Source organism: Desulfosarcina widdelii, assembly GCF_009688965.1.
Taxonomy (GTDB): domain Bacteria; phylum Desulfobacterota; class Desulfobacteria; order Desulfobacterales; family Desulfosarcinaceae; genus Desulfosarcina; species Desulfosarcina widdelii.
Window position 1 is genome coordinate 7,025,656 of sequence record NZ_AP021875.1, and the last position, 23,753, is coordinate 7,049,408.

The window sequence follows — 23,753 nt, forward strand, 5'->3', positions numbered from 1 at the left end:
GGCCGCCCGCTGCCCATTGAACACACTGCAATGCTCTGCGGCAGCCGCTTCCGTGCTTGACAAACCTTCCAGAAAAGCTGAAAATTATTTAAGACACATTGACGATCCCTCTTTCGAATTGGATTTTTCGCTGTTTCCGCTGAGTACCTTCCGAATGTCTGTGTCCTTGATATACGAATCGAGCCATTGGGCTTCGAAGTTTTGCACAGGAGGTGCGGTTTGTTCCGGACGCCTGGAAACAATCGCCGCATAGGGTTAAGCGTGGATACCGGTAGGGAGCCTGCCGCAAGGGAGGAACGGATGGGAAATTATATTGAAAAACGGATCTCCCCCCGTCATCCCGTCACCGGGCCGATTACCCTGCATTCCACCATTGGCACCCCAATGAACATCAGGGCCACTGTGCACAACTGCAGTGAAGAGGGAATCTGCTTTTCATCGGGCCGGGAATTCACCGCCGGCACGACCATTCTTTTCAGGGCCTCCAACAGCGGGTATGCCTGTACCTGTAAAGACAGGGATGACTGCCTTTTGCGTTCCATCAGTTTCGTGACGGTAAAATGGTGCCGCGAGAGCCAGGAAGACGGTCGGCGCGTCTATGAAATGGGAGCGATTTACACGCTGCCCCACTGATCAACATTTATCATTGAATGAAAATTCTCCGCTGTCGAACAGTTCCTGACAGGCCTCGACGGCGGCGGCATCGTACTGCGCGCCTTTTTTCATGGCCAGTTTCTCCAGGGCGTAACCGATGCCATTGGCCGGCCGATATGGTCGAAAGGAGCTGTTGGCTTCCGCGACGTCGGCTACCGTCAGTATTTTCGCCTCGGGCAGAATCGCATCCCCGGTGAGCCCCTGGGGATAACCGGAGCCGTCCAGCCGTTCGTGGTGCTGCAGGGCCACCTGGGCGACGGGCCAGGGGAAAGGGATGTCCTTGAGAAGATCGTAGCTGATCTGCGAATGAATTTTGAGCATTTCATATTCGGCCGGCAGCAGTTCGCCCGCCCGGCTGAGTATGGAAACGGGGATCCGGATTTTGCCGACATCGTGCAGGATTCCTGCAATGCGAATGCCTTCGATGGTATCTTCCGAAAGCCCCAGTTTGCGGGCAATGGCGCAGGCTAGCCGGGAAACCCGCTGCTGGTGGCCGGCGGTATAGGGATCGCGAACCTCCACCATCAACGCCATGCTGTGAATGCTGGCGTCCAGCATGTCGCGGATTTCGGCCGTCTTTTCGGCCACCTGCCTTTCGAGGATCTCGTTCTGGGAAGCGAGCTGTTCGCGCATTTCTTCCAGGGACAGATGCGTTCGAATCCTGGCACAGACTTCGGCGGCATGAAACGGCTTGGTGATGTAATCCACCGCGCCCAAATCGAACCCTTTGGTTTTGTTTACGGTCTCGGTCATGGCCGTAATGAAGATCACCGGAATGCGTGCTGTCGCCGGATCGTCTTTGAGGCGACGGCACACTTCATAGCCATCCATTCCCGGCATCATGATATCCAGCAGGACAAGGTCCGGAAGATGCTTGGCCGCGTACTCCAGGGCTTTGTCGCCATTTTTGGCAATGCCCAGCCGGTAGCTGTCTTTCAGCGTATTGACCAGCAGATCGATATTGGTCGGGTTGTCATCCACAATCAGAACGAGATTCCGCGAAGTGTTCATTGGACTTCCTGTGATGAATTGCATATCTTTTTAATAGTTTCCAGGGCCTGATCGTAATCGTAACGGTTCACCTGGGCCTCTAATTTGTCAAGTGTCGATGCATCGATGGGCTGCCCGACTGCATGCTGCCGGACCAAGGGCATGGTGGCCATGACCTGTTCCGGATCGGACCGGTCGATGGCCTCGGCCAGACGATTCAACAGTGAATCGAAGGAACCGTCCATTGTAGGGGCTTCCGGTGCCGCATCGGAGCCGCATGTGGTCGGTACCAGCGACTGAATCGACCGAAGAACCGGTTCCAGGGCGGCGGCCGCCTGTTCGACCAAGCCTTTCAGCCGTCTGGACCGCTCGATCGCGGGCAGGGTCTCTTTGCAGGCCATTTCAAGGGCGTGGGACGCAGAACTCAGTTCGTTGGCGCCGATGTTGGCCGCACTCCCTTTGAGACCGTGGGCCAGATGGGCCAAGGCGGTCAGGTCACCGGCGGCCAGAGCCTGGTGGAGTTGATCCGCAGTGTGGCAGTTATTGTTTGAAAATCCGTGCATGATCCGAATCAGGGTATCGCCGTCGATATCCATTGCAGCCAGGGTTTCCCGGATGTCGAGGCCCGGCAGACGGTCCGGCAGGCGTCTGCCGTCGGTGGGTGGGGAAGAAACGGGCGCCGGTGCCTCCTCAACCGTTGCGGCCCCGTTTTCGTCTTCGACGTTCTCCCCATTGTCGGCATGGATGTCCTCCAGGCGGCCTCTGGAGCGCAGCAGTCGCCAGAGCGTGTGGAACAGGCGATCCTGATTGACCGGTTTGGAGATATAGCCGTCCATTCCGGCCTCCAGGCACTTCTCCTCGTCTCCCTTCATGGCATGGGCCGTCATGGCGACTACCGGAATCGTCTCGCCTTCCGGCATGCTCCGGATCAGCCGGGTGGCTTCGTAGCCGTTCATCCGGGGCATCTGAATGTCCATCAGCACGGCATCGAACGTGTGGCCCCTTACGGCTTCGACGGCAGCCTCGCCATCGTCCACAATGGTTACGATGATGCCGGCGCCTTCCAGGATGGCCTGGGCGACCTGCTGGTTGGTGGGGTTGTCTTCGGCCACCAGAATCCTGGCGCCTTTTAATGGCTTGCGATAGATGGAGGCACGGGTCGTGAAATGCTTCTTTCGGTCGTCCGTTTTTAAACCCGATTTGCCGAAGGCATCCATGATGGCGTCGAAGAGCGTGGAAGGGTAGATGGGCTTGAGCAAAAAGCCGTTAATGCCGGATTTCTCCGCGGCGATACGCTGCTCTTCTTTTCCGAAGGCCGTCATCATGATGATGGGCAGGGCCAGTTTCATCTCCTGCCGGATCTTGCGGGACACTTCGAACCCGTCCATCTCCGGCATTTTCCAGTCCATCATGATCAGTTCGATGGGATTGTTGCGCAACTGGTTGTCCGTCAGCCGACTCAACGCCTCCTGGCCTGACGAAAGGGTTTCGACACGAAATCCTAAAGAGGACAGCATATTGCGCATGATTGTCCGGCTGTCGGCCATGTCGTCGACCACCAGGACGTTCAGGCCCAGAATATCTGGAGGAACCTGTGGCCGGACAATGGGTGTTGCACTTGGAAGCTGCATGCGTACGGTGAAGAAGAAGGTGCTTCCCACGCCCGGTTCGCTTTCTACCCCGATGTCGCCGGCCATCAGGGTGACCAACTTTTTGCAGATGCTCAACCCCAGGCCGGTCCCTTCATATTTGCGTGTCGAGGAGGTGTCGGCCTGGCTGAAAGGCTCGAAAAGCATGTCGATGTACGCCGGATCGATGCCGGTCCCCGTGTCCTTCACGGAAAAGGCCAGCGCCGCCTGCTGGCCGTCGGCGGTATCTCCCGGCGGCGATTCCCCCGGTCTAACGCGCATCAGAATCACGCCGCCCGAATCGGTGAATTTAATAGAATTGCTCACCAGGTTGGTCAAAATCTGCTGGAGACGCAAGGGGTCACCGATGAGGATTTTGGGCGTTTCCGGATCGATGTCCACCAGCAGTTCGATCTCTTTATCGCAGGCCTTGTTAACGAACAGCTCGATCACCCGGTCGAACACTTCGTTCAGCCTGAAGGTTCTGGATTTCAGTTCCATCTTGCCTGCCTCGATTTTGGAGAAATCCAGGATGTCGTTGATAATGCCCAGCAGCGAATAGGCCGAACTCTGCACGATCCTCAGGTAGTGGGCGATTTTGGGCGTTACCTCCTCGCTTAAGGCCAGTTCCGTGGCGGCAATGACGCCGTTCATGGGGGTGCGGATCTCGTGGCTCATGTTGGCCAGAAATTCGCTTTTCGCCCGGGTCGCCTCCTCGGCCACGTTTTTGGCGGTCCGCAATTCCAGGTCCCGCTGGCGGCGGAGATCCATTTCCACTTTCAGGCGTTCGTTGGATGTCTGTATCCGGCGGTTGAGTTTCAGAACCACGCCGGTAAACGCCGCCAGAATGCAAAAGGCAGCGCAGGTGAAGATAATCCATGGGCCATAGGTTTCCAGCACATCGCTGAAAGCGATTTTCCCCAGGTCTTCATAGGGACCGACCTTGAGGGCCCTCAAACAGTCGTGGACCGGCTGGTAGTTGAGGGGGATGGTCCAGCCGGCGCAGTCGGCCGCCCGGGCTGCCTTCGAGTCGGCCGGCATCTGCATCAGGGCCACGGCCACCTTCTCGGCCAGGTCGTCGGGCGTGTGCCTGACCTTGGCCATGGGCCAGTCGGGATACTCGCGGGTGGTGCACAGATACGGCCTGCCGTTTTCCTCCGGGTGCAACGGGGGAAAGACGTAAAAATCGTCAAGGTCGATTTTGCCTTCCGCGCTGAGTTCTTCCAGCGTATTGGTTCTCACCGTACCCGCGTCGACCAACCGGTCCCGTACAGCAAATACCACTTCGTCGTGGGTTTCGGCAAAGCGCAGGGCACTGAAGTCTTGAAACGGATCGATGCCATTTTCCACAAACTCCCGCCAGGCCATGAGCCAGCCGCCCAGCGAGGATTCGGAAACCGCCATGAAGGACTTGCCTCTCAGATCCGCCAGTTTGCGGATGTCGCTGCGATCGCTGCGGCAGAAAATAACGCCGCCATAGCGGGTGTAAACCTCGTTGGCGCGTCGTTCCTTGAGCGTCACGATCCGGTTGGCCCGGTAACGGTGTTCCACGCCCACATAAAACGCAGAATTGACCAGAACGAAATCGACCGCCCCGGTTTCCACGGCTGGATAGACCTGTTCGTGGGTCAATGGGACGATGGCAAAGTGCTTTCCGGGAATCTGCCGGGCGAGATAGTCTGCCGTGGGTGTCCAGCTTTTCAGGCACTGCTCCGGCCCCCGGGTGGCCAGAACGCCGATCTTCAGGGGCGGCCCGTCTCCGGCGGCCCAAGAAAAACGCGCGTGCCAGGTGACGCCCGACAGCAATACGGCCATCAGGATGGCCACCGGACGGAACCTTCCGTGTTTTTTCTCAGTTCGCATCGTCGATCCTGTCCTGCGGCATCAGTTTTTCAATACCGCATGCCGGATATCGTTTTTGCCTTCGTGCTTGACCTGGTACATCAGCCGATCTGCAGCCTTGATGGTTTCTTCGACGTTTTCCGGGACGCTGTGGTAAGTCGCCACCCCGATGCTGAACGTCACCGGCCAGCGGTTTTCATTCACCACCTTTAATAGTCTGCTCTTCAGTTTCCGGGCGACCATGGCCGCGGCCTCCTCGCCGGTCTTGACCAGCAGGACGACGAATTCGTCCCCGCCGAATCGGGCGACGATGTCGATGCCCCGGATGTGCCGCCGGATGGTATCCACCACCGTAACCAACAGATGGTCGCCCGCATCATGACCGAATCGATCATTGATCTGCTTGAAATCGTCAACGTCGATCACCATTACTGAAAAGGGATGGCTGTATCGGCGTGATCGGTCGATCTCCGTTCCGGCCAGATGAAAAAATGCCCGCCGGTTGGCAATACGGGTCAGCGGATCCATCATGGCCAGTTCCTTATGCCTTGCCAGGATCTTCTTGTATCTAAAAATGATGAATACGATGAACAGAAAAATAATCAGCCGGAAGCTTTCGTTGGCCAGGGGAATATAAGGGTTAGAGAATCGGTCAATCAGGGAAAAGTCGGCGAGCAGGATGGAAAGGGTGCTGAGCAGGGCCGAGAAGGTTCCCCAGAAGAGACCGAAAAACCAGGTGGCGGCAACGATCGGCGGCAGGTACAGCAGCGAAAAAGCGAATTCAGGACCGGTCAGGAAACGGATCCATCCGATACCGCAGATCAGCGCGACAATCGCGGTCAGCAGCAACGGTTTGCCGCGGGCCACCAGCGCTTCCTTTTGATCGTAAATCGGATCGGTCGTCGTCATGCCGGTAACGAAACGCAGGGTTAAGGATTTTTCCCAACTTTTTATTCATTATATATCATATGGCGGTGGTCATAAAGGTGGCAAGGGAAATAGCGGGGACTCAATCCCCCTTTTCCTGCGACAACAGCCGATCGGTCCAGGCCACGGCTTCCCTGAAGGCGGCGATCACTTTTTCACGGTTCAGGTTGAGCTGCTGAACGATGGTATCGGCATCCTCCCACCGGCCTTCCTCCGCACACTGGGCCAGTCTGAGCAGGGGCAGGTACTCGTTGCCGGCATCCCCGCACAGGGCCTCTTTGAGCGGCTGTTCGATGGGCAGGAAGGTGACAATCTCTTCCATGGGTGCGGAGAGCAGGGTATCCAGCAGGGAGAACAGCCCCAGCAGGTGCAGGCTTTCCGGATCGAATCCCCAGTAATCGTTGCTGCGGGCCACCAGTTCCAGAAACTTGCCCCGTTGGGCAGAAAGCTGCAGCAGATCGCCGGTCTCGACCGCCTGGCTCATGTCGTTGAGCAGAACCACCCGCAACCAGTTTTTCATCCGGTTCCACCCTAAAAGCCGGATGGCGTGTTGCACGGACTTGATTTTGCGGGGAAGGCCGAAGGCCGCCGAGTTCAGAAAGGATAACAGGCGGAAGCTGATGGCCGCATCGGACTGGATGGTTTCGGCCAGATCGTCGATATCCGGATCGGGCTGGTCGATGCGCTGCAGCAGCTTGAGGCGTGAGGTTGCGTTGGAGGTCAGCTTGCGGACCGTAATGGTGTCCGGTTTTTTGAAAAAGGCGCCTTCAAAGAGGTCCGCGCCGGCCTGCCTGCACATCTCGAACATGGCAGCGTCATCCACACGGCGGGTCATGATGTCAGTGTTCTTTGCATCAATGGCCGCCAGAAGGTCGGCAACTTCTTTTTCAGTCTTGTCCGCCACGGTTGCCCCGACGATGTCCGCCAGGTCATAAAGCGGTTCGAATTCAGGGGCCCCGCTGAATTCCTGCACGGCGATCAGATAGCCGTCGGATTTGAGACGCTGGAGCATCGCCGGGATTTCCGGATTCAGAAACAGGGACTCGGCCACCTGAACGGCGGCGCTGCCGGGGGGCAGGGCATACGGCATATTGTCCACGATTCCCATTTCGTCGAAATTCAGCATGACCTTGCGGCCCTGTTGAAGAATCGGCTGAAGACCGATATAGGCCGAGGCGGCTACGTTGGTGGCCGTATCTTCCGCCGATGACGCCTCTGTTTTTACCGGAACGGTACCGACGCACATCAGTTCGTACCCCCACAGGCGGCGCTGGGCATCGAATATCGGCACCCGGCCGATGGACAGCGAAGGCGTGGAATTTTGGGGATCGTTCATAAGAGAATCTCCTACTCGATTTTCGGCAGCGGTTTGAGCCCCCAGATGTTCTCGGCATACTCCATCACCGAACGATCACTGGAGAACTTGCCCATGCGGGCGGTGTTAAGAATCGACCGGCGGGTCCACTCCTGCTGATCGAGGAAGAGTTCTCCGACGGCCTCCTGGGCTTTCACGTAGGCCCTGAAATCGGCCAGCAGCATGTAGTAGTCCCCCTTGTGCAGCAGTGATTCTACGACGGGGGCGAAAAGGCCGGGATCCGTGGGCGAGAAATCCCCCCGGCTGATGCTGTCCAGAACGCGCCGCAGTTCGGCATCGTTTTCGTAGTAGCTCCACGGATTGTAGCCGTTGTTGCGAAGATCGGTCACCTGCCGGGCGGTAAGGCCGAAGATAAAGATGTTTTCTTTGCCCACCTCTTCCATGATCTCGATGTTGGCGCCGTCCAGGGTGCCGATGGTCAGTGCCCCGTTGAGGGACATCTTCATGTTGCCCGTTCCCGAGGCTTCCAGGCCGGCGGTGGAGATCTGCTCGGACAGATCCACTGCCGGGACGATCTTCTCGGCCTGGGAGACGCAATAGTTGGGCAGAAACAGCACCCGCAGTTTTCCCTGAACGTCCGGGTCGTTGTTGGTCTTTGCGGCCACGGAATTGATCAGCTTGATGATGCGCTTGGCCTGGTGGTACGCCGGGGCGGCCTTGCCGGCAAAGATCACCGTGCGCGGCACCACCGGCGCGGCGGGATCGGCCTTGATGCGGTGGTAGAGCGCGATGACGTGCAGCACGTTGAGAAGCTGGCGTTTGTACTCGTGGATCCGTTTGACCTGCACGGAAAACAGGGTGTCCGGATCGACGCCCAGTCCAATTTTTCTCAGGATGTAGCGTGACAGTCGCTTTTTATTCTTTTTCTTGACGGAGATCCAGCGGTGTCGGAAATCGGCATCGTCGGCCAGTGGCTCCAGCTCCCGCAACCGTTTCAGATCGGTGATCCATCCGGGACCGATGGTGTCATCGATCAACTGTGCCAGGGATGGGTTGGCCTGGGCCAGCCAGCGACGCGGCGTGATGCCGTTGGTGACATTGGTCAGCCGGCCGGGAAAGAGAGTGTCGAAGTCTTTGAAAAGGCTCTCTTTGAGAATTTTGCTGTGCAAGGCCGCAACGCCGTTGACGGTATGGCTGCCCACGATGGCCAGATGGGCCATGCGAACCCGCTGCTGGGAGCCTTCGGCAATCAGCGATACCCGGGGCAGCAGGGCATCGGCGGTTTTCCCTATCGGAGCCAGGGTGCTCAGAAAACGGCGGTTGATTTCGAAGATGATGTCCATGTGCCGGGGCAGCAGGCGGCCAATGAGATCCACGGGCCAGGTCTCCAGGGCCTCGGGCAGCACGGTGTGATTGGTGTAGGCAAAGGTTTTCTCGCAGATGGGCCAGGCGGTTTCCCAGGTCAGGCCCTCCTCGTCCATCAGCAGACGCATGAGTTCGGGAATGGCGATGGCCGGATGCGTGTCGTTGAGCTGGATGGCCACGAAGTCGGGCAGCTCGGAGAAGTCACGGTCGAGCTTTTTGTAGCGCCGCAGAATGTCGGACAGGGTGGCGGCCACGAAAAAGTACTGCTGTTTCAGACGCAGTTCGCGGCCCTGTTCCACTTCGTCGCTGGGGTAGAGGACGGAGGAGATGGTTTCGCTTTGCACCTTGGCTTCGACGGCACCGATGTAGTCGCCCTGGTTGAACTCTTCCAGGTCGAATTCCCGGCTTGACTGGGCCCGCCATAACCGCATGTTGGTGACGAAATCGTCTCCATAACCGGGAACGAGGATATCGCAGGCCATGGCCATGACCACCTCGCCCCCCACCCAGCGATAGCCGGTGCGGCCGGCGGCGTCGGTAACCGCCTCAGTGCGGCCGTAAAACTGAACCGGAATAAGGTATTCTCCCCGGCGGATCTCCCAGGGAGTGCCTCTGCGCACCCAGTTGTCGCATTGTTCCCGCTGCCAACCGTCCTGAACGATCTGGTGAAAAATGCCGTAGTCGTAAAAAATTCCATAGCCGTAGCCGGGAAAATCCAGGCAGGCCAAAGAATCCATGTAGCAGGAGGCCAGACGCCCCAGACCGCCGTTTCCCAGACCGGCGTCCCATTCCTCTTCTTCCAGCTCTTCGAGATCGTATCCGATGGCTTCCACAGCCCGGCGCGCTTCGTCCACCATCTTCAGGCTGATGAGGTAGTTCATGAGAAAACGGCCCGGAAGGAATTCCAGGCTGAGAAAATAGACCCGCTTGGCCAGGGTGTCGTACTGGGTGCGCTGGGTGCGGATCCAGCGGTCCATGAGACGGTCGCGCACCGCGAAGGCCAGTCCCATGAAAGCGGCGTGGCGATTTGGTTTGGCGGGATCACGGCCCATGGTGAACCGGATATGGCGGGCGATGTCCTCTTCGAGCGTGTCGGCAGAGAGCGGACACTCCTCCGGTTTGTCGTGCTGACCATCGGTCTTCATGGATCATCCTCCTGGAAAAAGGGTACTGGAATCATGCAGCGCTGCGCCGAGCGGCCCTTCCTGAACGTTAAAGAAAACGGGGATGACATTGCCGCCCTCCCGGTTCGGTGGGGAAAGGGTGCCATTGAACGGAGAAAGCCAGGGAGACCGGCGCTGCCGCGGCCCGGCTCCCGTCAATGGCCGAACGGAGAATCGACCGGGAAGGACTCGTTAAAGCCTACCCCAATGGATTTTCCAGATCAACGATTATTGCAGCCAGGCTATCAAAAGAATCCCAATGGGACAATTCCGGGCACTGGAAAATTCAGGCAAGAATTCCATGTCGTTGCAGATTCATCATTTACCATGAGTCCACATATGGATCGCTCCACAGACATTTCCGTATCGGATATAACCGCGGCGGGATGGGGTGCCGGACACCTCCTTCAGGCTTTTTATACCAAGGAGGTGTCCGGTAGGGAGGCAGGCAATGTTTTAACGGATCTTTAACGTTCTTCTTGTTGAAAAATTTCACGAGCAGCATTGATTCCGTTTATGGCAGCAGGAAACCCTGCAAATACTGCCATTTGAAGGATCACTTCGATGATTTCCACTTTCGTGCAGCCCACGTTTAGGGCCCCTTGTATATGGACTTTGAGCTGCGGGTAAGCGGTTCCCATGGCTGTCAGGGCAGCAACGGTCGCCAGTTGCCTCGATTTTAAATCAAGATTGGCGCGAGATAAAACATCACCATATGAAAACTGTATGATCCAGTCGGCCAGGTCAGGAGCGATGTCTTTCAGGCTTTCGACAACTGCGGATCCTGACGAACCTGTGATTTTTTCTAATGCACCCAGGCCTGTTTGATAGCGAGCATCTTCCATCGTTGATCCCCTTTAAAGCATTAAAAATGATCGTCAAGCCGGACGAAAAGCGAGCACAGTGGATTTAATACCATCTTTTTCTTTATGAATATAGTCCGTACGCATAGCCATTCCGACGGTGACCGCTTCCGGTTTTTGGGGGTCGATTCCCCGGATGCGGGCATCGATGCGCAGACCTTTCGCCAGTTCGACAACTCCCGTGAAATAAGGATTTTTCCGGCCGAAACCCTCTTGCGCCATGGCCGGCGGCACGACGCTGATGCAGGTAAAAGCTGCCAGTTTGCCGGTTTCCGGCAGCTTGATCCATTCCAATTCCCGATGAAAGCACTTCGTGCAGATCGGTTTTGGAGGAAGGTAGGCGGCGCCGCAATTCCGGCACCGGCAGCCCATCAATTTTTCCTCGGAGAGAAAGGCTTGAAAGGACAAATCGCTGAAATCGCGGTTCTCCCGCATATCTATCTCCTTTCCAGGATCGTGAAGGTACATGTTCCGCCGGTTCCGCCAAGGTTATGGGCAGCGCCAATCCGAAGATTATCCTTGGGAACCTGGCGTTTTCCCGCTTTGCCGCGCAACTGGGTCCAGATTTCGAACAACTGGGAGGTTCCGGTTGCTCCCACAGGATGACCTTTGCACTTCAGACCTCCCGAGGTGTTGATCGGAATGGGACCGTTCAACGCCGTGGCCCCTTCGGCTATGGCGCGATATCCCTGGCCTTGCGGGAAAAAACCCAAATCTTCGACATGGATCAACTCCGCCATGGAAAAGCAGTCGTGAACTTCGGCAAACTGAATGGCATCGGCGTCAATTCCGGCCATCCCGTAGGCTTCCTGTGCGGCGTATCGTGTGGCTTCGAATGAAGTCAAAGATTCGCTGGCGTGCAACCCGCGACCGCTGCCCTGGCCGATGCCGGCCACAAAAATCGGCTCGTCGGTAAAATTGCGCACAAGCTCCTCAGCCACCAGAAGAATGCAGCTGGCGCCGTCGCTGATGGGACAGCAGTCGTAAAGATGAAGGGGCCAGGCGACGGGAGGATTTACCGTTGGATCGGACAGGAAAGATTTTTCGTCGCTCCAATCCGGTACCGGAAGACCGCGTTGCTCCAGTTTCTTTCGGCGTGCATCCATGATGTCCCGTATGGTCAACGGGAATTGAGCCTTGGGGTTGAGAGGAGCGTTGTTGTGACTCTTAACTGTAATGTTCATCAGATCTTCTCGACCGGCACCGTATTTGGCGAAATAGGCGGTGGCCAGGGCACCGAAAACACCCGGAAAGGTAAATCCCGCCTCTCCTTCATACGGAACGGTGGCCAGGGCAAGACCTTCGGCAACCTCTTCGGTGGTTCGTTTGGACATCTGTTCCACACCCCCGACCAGCACGATGTCGTAGAATCCGGAGGCGATGGCAAACACGCCCTCGCGGAATGCCAACGCACTGGATGCACAGGCCCCTTCCGTCCGGGTTGCGGGTTTTGGCGTCAGGCCGATGAGATCCGAAATAATAGGCCCCCAGTGTGCCTGGTGAACGAAGAAATCGTTAGTAAAATTACCCACATAAAGGGCATCGATATCCTTCGGATCCAGTCCCTTGTCAACGGAAGTGAGCATTTCGCCGAATGCCTCGGCAAAAAGATCCTTGGAATTTTTATCCGGAAACATGCCGAATTTAGACATCCCGGCACCGGCTATGGCAACACCTCTTGCGAGTTTTCTCTTTTTGGGCATTTCAAGTCTCCCGGGTCCTGGAATCAATCCGTCGAGGACCAGTTCAATGCATTTGATCAATCCGTTTTCTCGAGAAGATCAAAGTTTGCGTGTTTGATTTTTCCAATAACGGTCCCGAAGCTCGCGTTTAAGTATTTTTCCATAGTTGCTCTTGGGCAGATCGTCTACAAACTCTACGGACTTCGGCTTTTTGTAGCCTGCAATGTTGTCGCGGCAAAAGTCGATCAGCTCCTTTTCGGTAGCCGACTTTCCCGGGACCAGCGAGACTACCGCCTTGATTGCTTCGCCCCATTTGGGATCCGGGACGCCGATCACGGAAACTTCCCGGACCGATGGATGCCCGACAAGAACTTCCTCGATCTCGCGAGGATATATGTTTTCCCCTCCGCTGATGATCATGTCCTTTGAGCGGTCCATGATAAAAAGGCACCCGCTTTCATCCAGGTAACCGACATCGCCTGTGTGCAGCCATCCCTTTCGGAGGGTCGAATTCGTGGCGTCCGGATTTCTCCAGTATCCTTTCATCACCAGGTCGGAGCGGGTGACAATCTCGCCGATTTGGTGACAAGGAAGTTCGTTGTCGCCTTCATCGAAAATCTTGACTTCCACATCCGTACGGGCAAAACCGGCCGATCCCAAACGTTTCATTTCTTCAGGGCTACCGTTTGCCTTATGGGCCCATTGGGGAAGGTAAGTGATGGTCATCGGCGATTCGCCCTGGCCAAAAAGCTGCACGAGGCAGGGGCCGAGCTTTTCGATGGCCTTTTTCAGATCTTCGACCAGCATCGGTGCACCGCCGTAATTGAGAGAACGCAGAGAACTGAGGTCGTATTTCGGCAGTGCTTCGTGATCGACCAGCATCTTGATCATCGTGGGTGCTGCAAACATATTGGTGACCCGGTATTGCTGGATTGTCTGGAAGACAAGCTCCGGTTCGAAGGATTTGGAGGCCAGTATCACGCTGGTCGCCCCTTTTCCAATATTCGGAATGCCGTAAAGCCCGCTTCCGTGGGACAATGGCGCCGCGTGAAGGACGACGTCGTCCGGTGTGAAACCCGGAGCGATATCGGCATAAAAATTCATGGTCATTGCCAGCAGGTTGCGGTGCGTCAACATCGCGCCCTTTGGCATTCCCGTCGTCCCCGATGTATAAAAAAGCCAGGCAAGATCGTCGGGAGACACGTCCACATCGACAAATTCGTCGGAGGCCTTGTCGAGCAGGGATTCATAGTCCAACAGCTCACCTTTGGCGCCGTCCAACGTTATCAGATGGTTCGCATTGGGGATCCTGTCTCGAACCGAGATGATTGCATCGTTAAATTCCGACGATAGGATTACCGCCCGTGATTCCGAGTGATCCACGATAAAGGCAACTTCTTTGGGATGGAGACGAAAGTTGATCGGAACCGCACCCAACCCGTTCTTGAAGCAGGCAAACATCGCTTCATATGTTTCCGGATAGTTGTATTGAAGGATGGCGACGTTGTCCCCCTTCTCAAGGCCCAACTGTTTGAGAACGTTGGCCAGTCTGTTCACACGGGCAGAGAATTGCGCATAGGTGAGCTTTCTGTCCTTGTGTATAAAAGCCGCTTTTTCCGGAAACATCCGTGCCGTCTTGGTCAGCAGCATGCTGAGGTTCATCTGTAACTCCTTATAAACATGAACGATATTGTTCGAAGATCAGGCGGTAACCCATCCCCCGTCAACGTTGAGCACTTGACCGGTAATATAACTGGACGCATCGGAGGCAAGAAACAGGATGGCATCGGCCATCTCCTGGGGTTTTCCCATTCTGGCAATCGGCAGCATCGACACATTGTAATCGAAACCCCTTGTCATCTCCGTTTCGCAGGCTCCCGGAGCAACGCAGTTGACAAAGATGCCGTCTTTGGCGATGTCCTTGGCGATCCACCTTGTCAGCGTAATCACCCCTCCCTTGGCTGCCGCATACGCAGGACCTGAACGGCCGCGGGCTTTTTCGGGACTGTCATCCAACTTTGACACCGCGCCGCCAATGATGCCTGAAATGGAACTGACATTTACAATTTTGCCGTAACCCTGTTTGCGCATGTGGGGATAAAGAGACTGAATGCATAGAAACGTCCCCTTCATGACGACATCGACGACTCGGTCCCAGGTGGCTTCGGAAGTTTCGAGAAGTGTGTCTCGATGCACCACACCGGCATTGTTTATCAGGATATCGATATGCCCGAAAACCTCGATCGCCTTGTCGACCATATGTTTGACATCTTGCGATAAGGCGACGTTGGTTTCCACTGCGATCGCCTGACGTCCCATTGCCTTGACCTGGTCGACCGTTTCCGACGCATCGATAAGATCGGCAATCACGATATTGGCTCCATTTTTGGCAAGAGCCAATGCAGCGGCTGCCCCGATGCCTCGTGCACCGCCGGTTACAATGGCAGTGCGCCGGTTTAAATCCAATACACTATTGTTCATGTATTCCTCCATATCGACATCCATTTCTCATCTATCTTCAAAATAAATCTCAAAATTAAGAATGATCATTTCATCGTCATGGGAAGCCAGTAACTCAGCGACGGGAAGCTGAAAAGAACAAGGGCGGCCACCAGTTCAAAAAGGACGAACCATAAGCAGCCTTTAAAAATATCTGCCAACTGAACGTCACGAACAACTCCGGCCAGAACATAGACATTCAAACCGACAGGGGGGCTGATCAGACCAACCTCGCATAGTTTGGTCGAGAGAATGCCGAACCACAGCGCACTGAAGCCCATTTGGTCCACAACCACCGGAAACATGATCGGAAGCGTCACCAATAGAAGAGAGAAGGAGTCCAGGAGCATTCCAAGAGGGATATAGAGAACCAAAAAGAGTCCTACGATAATTAAAGGAGGAACCGGCAGCGTTGCCACCCATGCGGAAACCATTTGGGGTACTTGGGCCAACGTAAGAAAAAAACTGTATAATCCTGCTCCGACGATAACGATGAATACCATGCAGGAGGTGCGAAGTGTGGATATAAAGCAGTCTTTGATTGCTGCCCGCAACGTTTCATCCATCTGTTTCCGCCTTACGATCATGGCAATAAAGGAAACGAATGCCCCAACGGCCGCGGCCTCCGTTGGTGTAAACCAACCGATGTAGATGCCTCCAACAACAATAAAGAAGAGAAGAAAAGCCCCGAGCCCGTACCTTAGACACTTAAACCGCTCCACCCAGGACACTTTGAGCGGTTTGGGCGCCAGGGATGGTTCTATCCGGCTTAACATCGTCAATCCGAGGATGTATATGACGACGGACAGAATACCCGGGATGACGCCGGCGATCAGCATGGATCCAACGGAGGTGTCCGTGATGACGCCATAGAAAACCAGGATCACACTCGGGGGAATGAGAATCCCCAAGACACCGCCGGCTGCAACGATTCCGCATGCCAGCTTCGGGTCGTATCCCTGTTCGCGCATCTCCGGAACGGCTACTGCGCCCATGGTGGCTGCCGTTGCGACACTTGATCCCGAGCATGCGGCAAACCCGGCAGAGCCGACGATGGTTGCGACCCCTAAACCGGCGGGAAATTGAGAAAACCAGTTTCTCCCGATGAGATATACATCTTTCCCAATCCCGGCTTTAAACGCGAAGTGCCCCATGATGACGAAAAGGGGTACGACAACCAGCAGGTAGCTCGCCGTCTGGACATAGGGAAAAACCTTTAGTTGAATGAGCGCCATGTCCAACCCGGAAATGGCCGCGCAACCGATAAAACCTGCAACTCCGAGTGATGCGAAAACCGGAATTCCTGCAGCCAGCAGAATAAGCACCAATGGTATGCTGAGCAATACAGCCAACAGTGGATCCATTATCTTTTACCTTCCGTAGTGTTGCCGTGAGAAAAATAGTAATCGGGCGTGGTTTCAGCTTCGTTGTTTCGGGAGGCGGCCACGTAGCGATTCAATCTCTTTCCAGATGTCAAAGATGAGCTGAATGTTCATCATCCAGCAGCCGATAGGTACCAGCGCTTTGGCCCACCAGATCGGCATCTGGACGGAACCCCATCGAAACTCCCTGATCTGGAAGGACTCCCATGCGCCGATGGCGCTCTGGTAGCCTAATACGAACAGGAACAGGAACGTCACCACCCAGGCGAGAATATTGAACAGGATATCCGTTCTGTCGGAGACGCGCATTAAGAATGCGGTGACCCGTATATGGCCTCTTTCAATTTGTGTCCAGGCCAATCCCATGTAAACACAGATAACGAGGATGACCTCGTTAAGTTCGAAAACGCCGGGAATCGGGCTGTTGAAAAGATACCTTGAGGATGCATCCAATGTTGTGCTCAACATCATCACGGCGATCGTGATCGCCGCAATCACAGCAGAAAATGTGCAAAATACTTTGTACCGATCGGCAAGTCTTTCGACAAGAAGCCTTTTGTGCGGTCTTTCCATAAAAGCCGTTCTCCGCCTTGGATTCAATAACAGGGAGAGAGGCTTCCAACGATGCCGGGCAATCCGGCATCCCTGGAAGCCATATCGTAAGGAAGGGGCCTTTTACATGTATTTCTGTTTATAGGTTTCCCAGGGATTCATGAGCTTGCCGGGCTCGTATTTCTTGATCAAAGCATCCACCTTTGCCTGGAATGCTACGCCGTCAAAATTATTCGGGGTGGCGATTTTTTCGATCCAATTTTTGTATTGCGCCGGCTGGACGATATTGGTCGCTTTTTTAATTTCTTCATCGGTCCACGTCGAGAATTTCGCACCGGCGGCAACCATCTTGTCGACGCTTTCCTTGGTCAGCTCGGAATACAACTCGAGGTAGCGCCAGTTATAAATATCCTCGACCGTTTTGCTGACAACTTCTTTCAGGTCGTCGGGCAGCGATCGCCAGATGTTTCGGTTCATAACGACCGTGGTGGGGGCGTGTGCGCCGGCTCCTGATTCTACGATATAAGGCGCCTGCTCATGCAGCTTCATTTTTTCGGCGGTAATAAAAGCAAATGCAAAGGCGCCATCCAGGATGCCCCGCTCCAGCGACGTGTAAACCTCACCAGCAACAATGGGCATGCCCTGTCCGCCAAGGCGGTTTACCGTGTCGGCGCCAATGCCATAGCCGCGGACCTTTTTGCCTTTAAGGGCCTCGATATTTGGCAGCGGTTCTTTCATGATGAAGGGGCAGTAGCTCCAGTTGGTAAAATAGAGGACTTTGGCGTTGTTCCTGTCCTCCCATTCTCTGCGGAGTTCGGGCGTATCATCATATATGTCACGGCAGACATGGAGCAGACTGTCGGCGTGGTTGCATCCGCGGTAATACCATTCCAGGCCGCGGCTCAATGGAACGGCGGAAGGGTAGTAGCCATAGCTGATCAAGGAAATCTCGGACAACCCGTCCCGAATTGCGGGCAGATGCTGACCGACCTTATGCAAAGCACCGGACCAGAATTTTTTTATCTGAATCCGCCCGTCGCTTCGTTTAACGATCTCGTCAAGAAACCAGTTGTCCAGTTGGGCCGGTTCAGCGGTAGCGCCGATGTAACAATCGTACTTCAGGGTATAAACGCCTTTTTTGGCGGCATTTGCCGGGCGAACTCCCGGCATCATCGTCAGGCCAGCGCCAACCGTAGCACCACCTAAAACAACATCCTTAAGAAACCGGCGGCGTGAAATTCCTCTTTTGTTGTTTTGCTTGTCCATTTTCGCTCCTCCTTGTGATTGCAGAAAAGATGATGGGTGTTGGTGCTCGCCTCTGACAACAGTAATCGTTTGACAACATTGTATGCCGGTAAAACTCGATCCCGCTTTTTTCCGTGTTCTCGGTTCAATTCCGGGACCCGAATTCTTTTGATTTCTAATTTTGAAAGAAAATAATGTTATCGAAACCAATTGTACGGAAGGTAACAGAGTGAGGAAAAGGTGTAAATTCCCCGAACGGGTGAATAACGTTCACCCATTTGGGTGAGATGAATAATTTTAAGAGTGTTGCTATGCTAACTGGTAAGGCAAACGATTTTTTCCTGAATGGCTACACGAGCAGCCTGAGAGCGGTTGTTAACGCCCAGTTTCTGGTAAATGTTTTTCAGGTGAGTTTTGATCGTGTCCGGAGACAGGTTGACGGAATTGGCAATGTCTTTGTTGGACTTGCCCTCAACCAGGTGGGTCAGGATCTGGAGTTCTCGCTGGGACAGAATGGGTCGAGTTGCAGGAGCCTTCTTGGCCGTCCCGGATTGCTGGATGCTGTGAAACAGTTTTCGAGTTACCGTCGGATCGATAAATGCACGATTTTGAAACACACCGTGGATGATTTCTAAAAGATCCCCTTTCTTGACATCTTTCAGAACATATCCGTCCGCGCCGGACTTTATGGACGCTATTACATACTCCTCATCATCGTAATTGGTGAGCAGGATAACTTTAACCTGAGGGTATTTCTTTTTAACCAGACGGGTTGTTTCGATTCCGTCGATACCGGGCATTTTGAGATCCATGAGGACGACATCGGGCCAGGCCGCTTCCATCTTGTTCAGACATTCAATACTCGATTTCGCTTCTGCAACAACATCGATTCCCTCTTGGATATCCAACAACGCCTTGATGCCCTCGCGAACAATGGTGTGGTCATCGACAATCATTACCCGGATTTCTTCAGCCATCGATTCCCTCCTTCAAAGGGATTTGTACGATAATCCTGCAGCCTTTCTGTTCCTGAGAGTCGACGATGAATTCACCGCCCATATCCTCGGTCCGCTCGCGCATGGTCAATAGCCCCAAACCGGGTCTCAGCGGATATCGATTTTTTTTCCGCGGGTTGAAGCCCTGGCCATTGTCTTCAACGGTCATCTTCAAGTAACTATCGCCGAGTATATGCAGCGACAATTCAACATTCGTGGCTTTCGCATGCCGTCGCGTGTTGTGCAATGCCTCCTGGAGAATCCGAAACAGGGCAATTCCCTGGTCGGGACCGACCTGCAGGCTGTCAGGATGGGAGAAGCGGACATTCATATCGAATTTTTTTTCAAAATCTCCGATCAGTTTCCTGAAAGCTGCGATGATGCCGATATCGTCAAGAATATGGGGCCGCAGATTGTTTATGATTTGTCGGGACTGACGCAGGGCATCATTTATGGTGTCAGTCAGAATTTCAAGTTCCCTGTAGAGCTTATCATGGTCACGTTCCATGATTTCCATGCAGTATAGTGCTTTGTAGCCAATGCCGGTCAAGGCCTGCGTCAGTACGTCATGGATATCTGCTGCAATCTTCTTTCTTTCCTCTTCCTGCACGGAAATCAATCGGGTCGTCAGGTTCCTCAGGTCCTCTCTTTTTTCTGCAATTTCCGAAACCATCCGGCAGTTGGCGGAAACGGCTCCCGCAAAATATGAGAATTGATACAACAGGTTGCGGTCGAATTTGGAGAAACGAAAGCGTCGCCCCTGATCATGAACGCAAAGAATCCCAATAAACTTGGACGTGCGATCCATCACCGGGGAAGCGACAAGCCGAAATTGATTCGTATCTATCGAGTCGGTAAGCTGTATCAGGTCTTTGTCAGTATCCAGGCCCATTGGCGTCAATGAGTGATAGATACTTTCCAATATTTTTTCTAAATCGCTGCTGGACAACTGTATTCCGATCATTCTCTCAGCGACGAGAACTTTGCCGAGGGGGCTCTTCTGGCTGTCCAATATGAATGTTCCGTTAAGACCGAAAACGTCGAAAACCCCTTGAATTGTTTTTGCCCAGATATCCTCCTCGTCGAATATCGATACGATTCCCGCAGCAAATCGCTGGAGCGCCTGGAGCTGTTCCCGATGGCGGACGATGATCTCGTCCCGCGTCTCCAAAAAGGACAGAGACAACAGATAGTAAGCATTGTCCAGCAACTTGTTGAAAGTAAAGATGTCATCATTGCCGAGTCGGTCGGTGGGGTCCTGTTTCGATTGGTTATATTCCCTGCTCGCCTTCCAGAGCGCATCCTTGACGGCAACCGTGAATCGATAGACATCGTTAAGATGATAGCCCTCAATCGCCCTGACGTATCCAATATTTTTTTGATCGTCGAGAAACGTTTGGACGTTGCCCGACAGGGCTGCCTCGAAGGAATCAAGATAAATCTGGACCCTCTCCTGTCCCTCCGTGTTTTTCAGGATAAACTCCTGGTACAATGTCGGCGGTTCTGCCTGAATGAATTCAAGCAGGTAGGCATGTATCTGTTCCTTGTGGCATTTATAAAAATCCAGCCGTTTTTCTGAATCACCCCTCGAAAGAAATGGATGAGAGACATCACGGTCAGGCATGGTCCTTGTGTCTAATGAAGTCGGGGACAGGGTATTACGTAATTGATATGGCATTTTCGAACTCTTCAAAACGGTAATTCAGGAAATTTGTATGATTTTTTTTACGCAGGTTACCATTGCCAAATATGTTGACCGCTGTCAATCAAGTCCGACAGGCTTGTAAAAAGTCGCATCGGCGTCATGCCGGAAATTGATCCGGGGGCATCCAGAACATATTGAAAAGAGGGGATAGCGCTAAAGTTACAATTCGTATCCGATTTTCAACGGAATGACGAGAAGGCGGGAGTTGTTCCTGTATCCAGGGAAATTACTCTGTGGACTTTCCCCAAAAAAGTAGACACGGTTAAAAGCAAACTGCTGATTTCATGGTCTGTTCGAATTGGGCTGGGGTTTTGTAGCCCAATGTAGAATGTTTGCGTTTCCGATTGTAATAGATCTCAATGTACTCGAATATTGCCCTCAAGGTGTCTTGAGGCCCCTTGAAGCGTTCATGGTGAATCAATTCCGATTTGATGATGCCGAAAAAAGACTCGGCCACCGCGTTGTCCCAGCAGTTGCCCTTGCGACTCATGCTTTGAACGAAACCATGCTTATTCAACATTGGACTTTCCCCAAAAAAGTAGACACGGTTAAAAGCAAACTGCTGATTTCATGGTCTGTTCGAATTGGGCTGGGGTTTTGTAGCCCAATGTAGAATGTTTGCGTTTCCGATTGTAATAGATCTCAATGTACTCGAATATTGCCCTCAAGGTGTCTTGAGGCCCCTTGAAGCGTTCATGGTGAATCAATTCCGATTTGATGATGCCGAAAAAAGACTCGGCCACCGCGTTGTCCCAGCAGTTGCCCTTGCGACTCATGCTTTGAACGAAACCATGCTTATTCAACACTTTTCGAAAATCCTTGCACGCATACTGAACCCCGCGATCCGAATGGATAATCAATCCGGGACCGGGGCGACGCTTGCGGATCCCGCGGGCAAGCGCTGTAAGCACCATTTCCGTGCTCAAAGAACTGCTCAGCGCCCAGCCGACCACCATACGGGAAAACAGATCGATAAAGACCGTCAGGTAGAGCCAGCCACGTGCGGTAGCGATATAGGTGATATCCGACACCCACGTCTTATCAGGGCCGTCCGCCGTAAAATCGCGCTGCAACAGATTCTTCGCGACCGGATAGGAGTGCTTCGAATCGGTGGTCGTCCGATATTTGCGCCGATAGATCGAACGCAGCCCCATTTCCTTCATTCTGCGGGCAACCCGGTTTTTGCTGACTGGAAATCCCATGTCGTTGAGTTCATCCGTGATTTTCGGACTGCCACAGCGCCTTTTATGTCTGTTGAAAATGGCCTTGATGTGAACGTCCAGGCGCCGATTCTCAATCGCCCGTTTGCTCTCGGGACGGTTGCGCCAATGGTAATAACCGCTGCGAGACACCGAAAGAACCCGGCACATCTTCTCAACACTCCAAAGAGTGCGGTGCCCGTCTATGAACCCGAATATCTGTTCGGGTCCTCCGAGAAGATGGCCACGGCTTTTTTTAAGATGTCACGTTCCTGCCGAAGTCGCTCGTTTTCACGCTTGAGACGCCGCAACTCATCGTCGTCTGGCTTGAGGCGGCCTTTACCTGGAAACGCCTGGTCGCCATCATTACGCAACTCGCGTTTCCAGCGACTGATGATGCCTTGGCTGATGCCAAGGTCGCGTTCGATTTCGGACTGTGTGTTGCCTGGCTCCGAAGCCAGTCGCACCGCTTCGATTTTAAATTCTTTGTCAAATCGTTTTCCCATGGTGGAACACCTCCTGTTGCCTCATACAACTTGGCTGTTCGGTGTGTCCACTTTTTTGAGATGATCCAATTCTGTTATGGCATCCTCAAACCTATCGCTTTTAAGTCTTGCTAAATTGCGTAACTTATCTTGAAAACTATCTGTTAAAAAGCAAATTATACATTTCACTACGATAATCCTTAATACGGAAGATATTTAAAAAACATAACGTGGAGCTAAGGGGCCGGGCGCTATAACCCGTAGCCTCAGCAAAGAGTTTTTATTTCCTTAAACCACGGGCTTTTGCAAAAAGTGCGCAGTACGCCCGGTCCCTCTTCAGCGTTTGGTTAGCGAAATGTTACAATTGATGAAATTCCTTCAAAAAATCCTTTTTATTTTGTACAAATTTCCTATGAGAAGAGTGATTTAAAGGTCTTTTGGTTTCTTCGAAAAAGGGTAATATGTATCCCCAATTTGAATTTCGGGCAAAGAAAATAATAACATCAACATTACTTTCAACCCACTTATTTTCAATCACCTGATCTTCACTTGTCGCTTCGATGGTTTTAACCTGTATTCTGTAATAATTCGGTCCATCCGAGATCAATATGTCAGTTTTGTGTCCATTGTCTAAAACCGGAAGGAAAACTTGCCAGCCGTCTTGCATCAACCAGCTAACAACCCTGCTTTCGAAAGACGTATTTTTTAGAACCTGATGAGTTCCAGATTTTGTTTGTGTTAATCTACGAGGCATTGATTGTCTTATTTTTATAGTCTTCAGATATTTATTTGGCCTTGAAGATATGCTGAAGTCAGCATTACAACTCCACCTGCTAATTGAAGCAAAAATGGTTTCTTTACGCTATCCCAATGAACGAATAAATATATGATTTGAATAGGAGCAAGAAAAAGACAGCCTAACCCCCAAAGGATACTCGTCTTAAAGGCTGCAATTAAAAATCCGATACCGCCAATTATGAAAACCCCTAAGCCTATTAACAGAAAGATTTCAGCCATATAATTTCCCTTTCTTCGTTTACTCGCTAACTTATAGATTATACAGAGTTCCGCTTTTTCATAACTCAGATAAGCGTTTTTAATGTCTGAAGATCTTACTATGGAGTAAAACGACTTGATATTAAACGACTTTATTATCTTTGAACTGCAAAAAAGCTAAAATTTCCGAAGCACGATTGTGATAAAAATATTCAACGCTCTGTATTTACATGGAAAAGTAATTAAAGAAAAAGTTAAGAATTGCC

General features: G+C 53.2%; 21 protein-coding genes. 2 read left to right on the forward strand and 19 right to left on the reverse strand.

Annotated elements, in window-relative coordinates:
* Positions 1–300: 300 nt before the first annotated feature.
* Positions 301–633 carry a hypothetical protein gene (locus GN111_RS32040; protein WP_155307638.1) on the forward strand — a complete coding sequence of 111 codons (333 nt, stop codon included), beginning with the start codon at positions 301–303 and terminating at the stop codon, positions 631–633.
* Here the strand turns inward: GN111_RS32040 and GN111_RS32045 are convergent, their stop codons facing one another.
* The 5 genes from GN111_RS32045 to GN111_RS32065 all read right to left on the reverse strand — a co-directional run bounded on the left by GN111_RS32045 (position 634) and on the right by GN111_RS32065 (position 9,866).
* Positions 634–1,665: an HD-GYP domain-containing protein gene (locus tag GN111_RS32045; protein WP_155307639.1), complete on the reverse strand. Its 1,032-nt coding sequence runs from the start codon at positions 1,663–1,665 to the stop codon at positions 634–636.
* Positions 1,662–5,135, reverse strand: a complete 3,474-nt coding sequence (locus tag GN111_RS32050) for a hybrid sensor histidine kinase/response regulator (RefSeq protein ID WP_155307640.1) — start codon at positions 5,133–5,135, stop codon at positions 1,662–1,664. The genes GN111_RS32045 and GN111_RS32050 overlap by 4 nt, the downstream gene beginning before the upstream one ends.
* A gap of 21 nt (positions 5,136–5,156) precedes the next feature.
* Complete coding sequence (locus GN111_RS32055) at positions 5,157–6,023, reverse strand: diguanylate cyclase (RefSeq protein ID WP_155307641.1); 867 nt, start codon at positions 6,021–6,023, stop codon at positions 5,157–5,159.
* Positions 6,024–6,123: 100 nt separating this feature from the next.
* Positions 6,124–7,377, reverse strand: coding sequence for an EAL and HDOD domain-containing protein (locus GN111_RS32060; RefSeq protein WP_155307642.1), 1,254 nt, complete (start codon positions 7,375–7,377; stop codon positions 6,124–6,126).
* Between the two features lie 11 nt (positions 7,378–7,388).
* Positions 7,389–9,866, reverse strand: coding sequence for a glycogen/starch/alpha-glucan phosphorylase (locus GN111_RS32065; protein WP_155307643.1), 2,478 nt, complete (start codon positions 9,864–9,866; stop codon positions 7,389–7,391).
* A gap of 33 nt (positions 9,867–9,899) precedes the next feature.
* On the opposite strand from GN111_RS32065, the gene GN111_RS32070 reads away from it, so the two are divergent.
* Complete coding sequence (locus GN111_RS32070; RefSeq protein ID WP_155307644.1) at positions 9,900–10,355, forward strand: hypothetical protein; 456 nt, start codon at positions 9,900–9,902, stop codon at positions 10,353–10,355.
* Here GN111_RS32070 and GN111_RS32075 read toward each other — a convergent pair.
* The 14 genes from GN111_RS32075 to GN111_RS32140 all read right to left on the reverse strand — a co-directional run bounded on the left by GN111_RS32075 (position 10,352) and on the right by GN111_RS32140 (position 23,508).
* Entirely contained in the window at positions 10,352–10,729 is a 378-nt protein-coding gene (locus GN111_RS32075) for a carboxymuconolactone decarboxylase family protein (protein ID WP_155307645.1), read from the reverse strand. The genes GN111_RS32070 and GN111_RS32075 overlap by 4 nt on opposite strands.
* Before the next feature lie 33 nt (positions 10,730–10,762).
* The gene (locus GN111_RS32080; protein ID WP_170302559.1) at positions 10,763–11,182 is read right to left on the reverse strand and encodes a Zn-ribbon domain-containing OB-fold protein; all 420 of its coding nucleotides are present in this window, start codon (positions 11,180–11,182) and stop codon (positions 10,763–10,765) included.
* A gap of 2 nt (positions 11,183–11,184) precedes the next feature.
* Positions 11,185–12,450 carry a thiolase C-terminal domain-containing protein gene (locus tag GN111_RS32085; RefSeq protein WP_155307647.1) on the reverse strand — a complete coding sequence of 422 codons (1,266 nt, stop codon included), beginning with the start codon at positions 12,448–12,450 and terminating at the stop codon, positions 11,185–11,187.
* Between the two features lie 78 nt (positions 12,451–12,528).
* The gene (locus GN111_RS32090) at positions 12,529–14,091 is read right to left on the reverse strand and encodes an acyl-CoA synthetase (RefSeq protein WP_155307648.1); all 1,563 of its coding nucleotides are present in this window, start codon (positions 14,089–14,091) and stop codon (positions 12,529–12,531) included.
* A 39-nt stretch (positions 14,092–14,130) separates the two neighbouring features.
* A complete protein-coding gene (locus GN111_RS32095; RefSeq protein ID WP_170302560.1) occupies positions 14,131–14,910 on the reverse strand; it encodes an SDR family NAD(P)-dependent oxidoreductase in 780 nt (259 codons plus the stop codon).
* Positions 14,911–14,975: 65 nt separating this feature from the next.
* Entirely contained in the window at positions 14,976–16,292 is a 1,317-nt protein-coding gene (locus GN111_RS32100) for a TRAP transporter large permease (RefSeq protein WP_155307650.1), read from the reverse strand.
* Positions 16,293–16,346: 54 nt separating this feature from the next.
* Entirely contained in the window at positions 16,347–16,883 is a 537-nt protein-coding gene (locus tag GN111_RS32105) for a TRAP transporter small permease subunit (RefSeq protein WP_155307651.1), read from the reverse strand.
* 102 nt (positions 16,884–16,985) lie between these two features.
* Positions 16,986–18,128, reverse strand: a complete 1,143-nt coding sequence (gene dctP / locus GN111_RS32110; RefSeq protein WP_155307652.1) for a TRAP transporter substrate-binding protein DctP — start codon at positions 18,126–18,128, stop codon at positions 16,986–16,988.
* A 293-nt stretch (positions 18,129–18,421) separates the two neighbouring features.
* Entirely contained in the window at positions 18,422–19,084 is a 663-nt protein-coding gene (locus GN111_RS32115) for a response regulator (RefSeq protein ID WP_155307653.1), read from the reverse strand.
* The gene (locus tag GN111_RS32120) at positions 19,077–20,726 is read right to left on the reverse strand and encodes a sensor histidine kinase (RefSeq protein WP_170302561.1); all 1,650 of its coding nucleotides are present in this window, start codon (positions 20,724–20,726) and stop codon (positions 19,077–19,079) included. Before GN111_RS32120 ends, GN111_RS32115 begins: the two co-directional genes overlap by 8 nt.
* Before the next feature lie 343 nt (positions 20,727–21,069).
* Positions 21,070–21,327 (reverse strand): integrase core domain-containing protein, encoded by a 258-nt coding sequence (locus tag GN111_RS32125; RefSeq protein WP_155307655.1) that lies wholly within the window; start codon positions 21,325–21,327, stop codon positions 21,070–21,072.
* A 28-nt stretch (positions 21,328–21,355) separates the two neighbouring features.
* A protein-coding gene (locus tag GN111_RS32130) for an IS3 family transposase (RefSeq protein ID WP_231715477.1) occupies positions 21,356–22,512 on the reverse strand; the annotation gives its coding sequence in 2 pieces (ribosomal slippage) (positions 21,356–22,254 and positions 22,254–22,512; 1,158 coding nt in all).
* Positions 22,513–22,849: 337 nt separating this feature from the next.
* On the reverse strand, positions 22,850–23,245 hold the full coding sequence (locus tag GN111_RS32135) for a hypothetical protein (RefSeq protein ID WP_155307656.1): 396 nt from the start codon (positions 23,243–23,245) through the stop codon (positions 22,850–22,852).
* Between the two features lie 23 nt (positions 23,246–23,268).
* Entirely contained in the window at positions 23,269–23,508 is a 240-nt protein-coding gene (locus tag GN111_RS32140; RefSeq protein ID WP_176603307.1) for a hypothetical protein, read from the reverse strand.
* Positions 23,509–23,753: the final 245 nt, after the last annotated feature.